This is a genomic window from Ferrovum myxofaciens, assembly GCF_000735045.1.
GTDB lineage: Bacteria > Pseudomonadota > Gammaproteobacteria > Burkholderiales > Ferrovaceae > Ferrovum > Ferrovum myxofaciens.
Map to the genome: position 1 here is coordinate 1 of NZ_JPOQ01000042.1, position 4,627 is coordinate 4,627.

The following is a 4,627-nucleotide window of genomic DNA, read 5'->3' on the forward strand; positions in this document are numbered from 1 at the left end:
TAAATGTACATGATCCGGCATAACCTCAAGTTCCAATATTTCACATTTATACTCAGTAGCAACGTCTTGTATAATTTCTTTCAGACGAACGTCAACGCCCTTCACTAAAACCGAACGCCGATACTTCGGACACCATATAACCTGGTACTTGCAAGAGTAAACTACGTTCAGGTTGCTCTTGTATTTTATGGTGTAATCGCTCATGTACTAATTATACAGATTCTAGATATATAATGCAAGACAAATCTAAGTCAAAACCAACTTCCCGCTTTCCTCCCCATGGCTAAAGCGAGGGGATTCTCGCGGTGTGGGGTTGATAATGAATTCCATGCGTGCCAGCCCGATGCCATCCAGAGGCAAAGAGGCAAAACTGAATGCCTGATCCGGATTGCCCAAATTCATCATGATCTTGGTTTTGGGGTGTCCCAACTGGCTTAGATCAGTTTGCTGAATCTCAAAACCCAGTAAGCCGTCATAAACCGTTCCAGTTTCACCTTCGGCGCAACTGATCGTAATCGCCTGACCGTTTTTGATTACCTCATTCGTGTTTTCGGTTCCCACGATGGCTGGAATGCCAAGTTCCCGTGACACAATGGCAGCATGACAGGTACGGCCACCCCGGCTCGTCACGATCGCGGCGGCGATTTTCATCACAGGTTCCCAATCCGGTTTTGATGCTCTTATCATGGTCATGGTTCATCTCCTGGAGTGGGTATAGCCATGACCGATACGCCGTCACCGTCCCAATGCTGGTGCAACAACACAGCAATGGCAGCGGAGATCAGGCGGGCGGCGGGCGGATCAGAACGGGAAGTAAGCATCAGCGGCACTCTGGCACCGATCACGATACCTGCCAGAGTCGCTCCGGCGAGGTATTCCATACCTTTGGCAAGGATATTGCCGGCATCCAGGTCTGGTGCCAGCAAGATATCTGCCTCGCCGGCCACCGTGCTGTTGATCTGTTTGATCTTGGCTGCATCGCACGAAATAGCGTTGTCGAAGGCCAGCGGACCGTCCACCTCGGCATGGGTAATCTGGCCGCGCTGGGCCATCTTGCTAAGACAGGCGGCGTCCAGAGAAGAGGGAATGCTCGGTTTGACCAACTCTACCGCCGACAGCGCCGCTGCTTTCGGCCTGTCCACACCCAGGATGCGCACCAGGTCGATGGCGTTTTGCAGGATCGCCGCCTTGGTAGCAAGATCCGGCACTATATTGATGGCAGCGTCTGTGATGAATAGAAGTTTGTGGTAACTGGGCAAATCAGCCACGAAGACATGGCTGACGCGCCGCGCCGTGCGCAGTTGACGCAACACTGGGCGCATCAACTCATCGGTGTGTATCCAGCCCTTCACCAGGGCTGCCGCCTTACCTTCCAGCACCAACTGCACGCCCGCTTCGGCCGCTTCTGTAGCCGATGCCCTATTGAGGATTGGAAAACGATCGACGGGGCAACCCAGTCGTCGGCACACGGCTTCGATCTGGGCCTGCGGGCCCAGTAGCACCGGTTCGATCAAACCATAATCGCTGGCTTCCAACACCCCGGCCAGTACATGCGCCTCCTGCGCATCCACTACTGCTACCGGCAAAGGGGGATGATGGCGTGCCCGCTCGAGAATCATGGCAAAGCGAGGCGACAAGGGTGCTGTTTCATTCATGGTACTTCATCCGGTTCGATGCACGCGCGGCCACTGCAGCAAGTACCCTCCCGAACTGGTCTGCCGGAGTGGCAATGCCTATGGTAAAGAATTTTTCAGTTCTGATCACTGGCATTCCCCCCCTCGAAAGTTACATCGTATCCATGACAAGCACGATCATTCCACTCAAAGATCAGAAGAAACCCAGTTTCCGCTCGGCGTAACTGACCAGCAGGTTCTTGGTTTGCTGGTAATGGTCAAGCATGATCTTGTGCGTTTCACGCCCGATGCCGGATTCCTTATAGCCTCCGAAGGCAGCATGGGCCGGGTAGGCATGGTAGCAGTTGGTCCATACGCGTCCAGCCTTGATGGCGCGACCCATGCGGTAGGCAACGTTTCCGTTACGGCTCCAGACGCCGGCGCCGAGGCCGTAGAGCGTGTCATTGGCCATCGCCAGGGCATCAGATTCGTCCTTGAAGGTCGTCACCGCCAGCACTGGGCCAAAGATTTCTTCCTGGAAGATGCGCATCTTGTTGTGTCCCTTGAACAAGGTTGGCTGGACGTAATAACCGCCGTCAAGGTCGCCACCAACGCTGGCTTGCGCACCACCGGTCAGCACTTGTGCACCTTCCTGCTTGCCAAGGTCAAGGTAGGTCAGAATTCTGGTCAGTTGTTCCTTTGATGCCTGGGCACCGATCATGGTATCGGTATCCAGTGGATTACCCTGTTTGATGCTCTTGACGCGGACCAGGCAGCGCTCCATGAACTTGTCGTAGATCGATTCCTGGATCAGTGCGCGGGACGGACAGGTGCAAACCTCACCCTGATTGAAGGCGAACAGCACCAAACCTTCGATCGCCTTGTCGAGGAAGTTATCGTCCTTGTCCATCACGTCAGCGAAGAAAATATTGGGCGACTTGCCGCCGAGTTCCAGCGTCGCAGGGATCAGGTTGTTGGCAGCAGCCTGGGCGATGACGCGGCCGGTAGAAGTGGAACCGGTAAAGGCAATCTTGGCAATGCGCTTGCTGGTGGCCAGTGGCATGCCAGCTTCGCGGCCGTAGCCGTTGACGATATTGAGAACACCGGGGGGCACAATGTCGGCAATCAATTCAGCCAGGATCAGGATGCTGATCGGCGTCGACTCAGCTGGCTTCAGCACCACACAATTGCCTGCGCCAAGGGCGGGAGCCAATTTCCATGCGGCCATCAGAATCGGAAAATTCCAGGGAATGATCTGACCAACCACACCCAGCGGCTCATGATAGTGATAGGCCACCGTGTTTTCGTCGATGTCGCTCAACGTACCTTCCTGGGCGCGAACACAGCCAGCGAAATAACGGAAGTGATCAAGGGCGAGCGGAATGTCGGCATTCAGTGTCTCCCGGATGGGCTTACCGTTGTCCACCGTCTCGGCGTAGGCCAGTAGTTCAAGGTTGGCTTCCATACAGTCGGCGATTTTCAACAGAATGCGGGCACGCGTGGCCGGAGCGGTCTTGCCCCACTTGTCCGCAGCGGAATGTGCAGCGTCAAGTGCCAGTTCGATGTCTTCAGCGCCGGAGCGGGCGACCTGAGTGTAGATCTTGCCGTTGATCGGAGTAATCACGTCAAAGTACTGGCCCTTGACGGGGGTGACCCACTTGCCACCGATAAAGTTGTCGTATTTGGCCTTGAACTGGACTTTGGCACCTGCGGCACCGGGTGCGGCGTAAATCATGGGGATCTTCTCCTGCAAGTTTTCTGGCGCGGCAGGCCGATTTCTTTATTTGGAGGCATCATCACCGTACCATACATGTCTTGGAAGGTCAAAACTATTGGTCCAACGTCGAAACTATCACCTAAACCTCCCCTTTGCCTCGCCGCTCAATCGAAACACGCGGGTTGTACCGCTGACAAATTCGTAGATATTATCTTCAACGCATAGGGAAATCGGCGGCGCCGCATCATCGCGTCCACGAACCCTGAGCGCGTCGCGCGTGAGCCGCAAATCGAGTGAATGCCCGCGGTAGCGGATGCTCAGGTCGAGGCGCTCCAACTCCTGCGGCAATTCCGGAGCGAAGTGCAGAACATCGCCTCTGGCTTCAATACCCGTCGACACACGTTGCATTAAATCAATCGACCCCGCCATCGCGCCGAGATGCACGCCCTCCGCAGTAGTGCCCTGCTGGACATCGTTCACGTCGCTTTGCAGTGATTGCACGAAGAAATCCATTGCGCGCTGCCGGTCGGAACGTGCCAGCACCCAGCCCAACACCGCCTGAGACAGCGTCGAGCCTTTGGACGAGCGGTCGGCATAGTAGGCGATGTTGCGCGGAATGGTCTCGTATTCGAACGCATAGCCCAGACGTTCGAACAGTTCGCCGAGTGCATCGGCGGAAAACAGGTAGAACAACATCAGCACGTCGGGCTGTTTCGATAGCTTGTATTGGTTGGTGCTGTCGTTCTCCCCCTCGAGAATAAGATCAAGGCGTTGAATATTTCCGTACCGGGTCCGGTAGCCTTCCCAGTCTAGCTCGCGCAATGTTTCGTAGCCCTTGAACTGGCTGATGATCCCCTCGTCGTGCAACGGCACGAACATCTTTCGGCTGATGTCATCCCAGCGCGCTAACTCCTCCGCCGACAGGCCCAGCCGCGCCGCGAGCTCGGCGCGACGCACCTCTGACAGCAGCTCGAGCACCTCCAGCGCCCGGCACAGCACCCACACGGCCATGATGTTGGTATAGGCGTGTTGTTGAGGCCAGGCGTTGTTGCATCCGGATAGCCGTCGTGAAACTCGTCGGGGCCCATCACGCCACGAATCTCGTAGCGCCCGCGCGCGCGATCGCCTTGCGCGCCTCCAGTCCGCACTCTGAAATGGCGTGATCACGCGAGGTTTGACATCCTCCCCGGCATGAATGCCGGAGATTCCTACGGCGCTACACAAGGGCAAGCCCCTGTGTAGTCGCTTCGGCGGGTTCCTGCTTCACGGAACGGCCTGATTGCGCCAATTCTCCACA

General features: G+C 56.2%; 4 protein-coding genes and 1 pseudogene. All 5 read right to left on the minus strand.

The genetic code is table 11. The features are described from left to right. The coding region (gene tnpA, locus IV91_RS0106945) for an IS200/IS605 family transposase (RefSeq protein WP_031596300.1) at nucleotides 1–204 on the minus strand (204 nt) is incomplete at its 3' end. Nucleotides 205–312: 108 nt separating this feature from the next. Further along, nucleotides 313–669: pseudogene (locus IV91_RS0106950) on the minus strand (PEP-utilizing enzyme); the annotation flags it as partial. 20 nt (nucleotides 670–689) lie between these two features. Continuing rightward, the gene (locus IV91_RS0106955) at nucleotides 690–1,655 is read right to left on the minus strand and encodes a bifunctional enoyl-CoA hydratase/phosphate acetyltransferase (protein WP_197456529.1); all 966 of its coding nucleotides are present in this window, start codon (nucleotides 1,653–1,655) and stop codon (nucleotides 690–692) included. 172 nt (nucleotides 1,656–1,827) lie between these two features. Further along, a complete protein-coding gene (gene exaC / locus IV91_RS0106960; protein ID WP_031597132.1) occupies nucleotides 1,828–3,348 on the minus strand; it encodes an acetaldehyde dehydrogenase ExaC in 1,521 nt (506 codons plus the stop codon). A gap of 117 nt (nucleotides 3,349–3,465) precedes the next feature. Then, on the minus strand, nucleotides 3,466–4,341 hold the full coding sequence (locus IV91_RS15700) for a glycoside hydrolase family 65 protein (protein ID WP_200874343.1): 876 nt from the start codon (nucleotides 4,339–4,341) through the stop codon (nucleotides 3,466–3,468). Nucleotides 4,342–4,627: the final 286 nt, after the last annotated feature.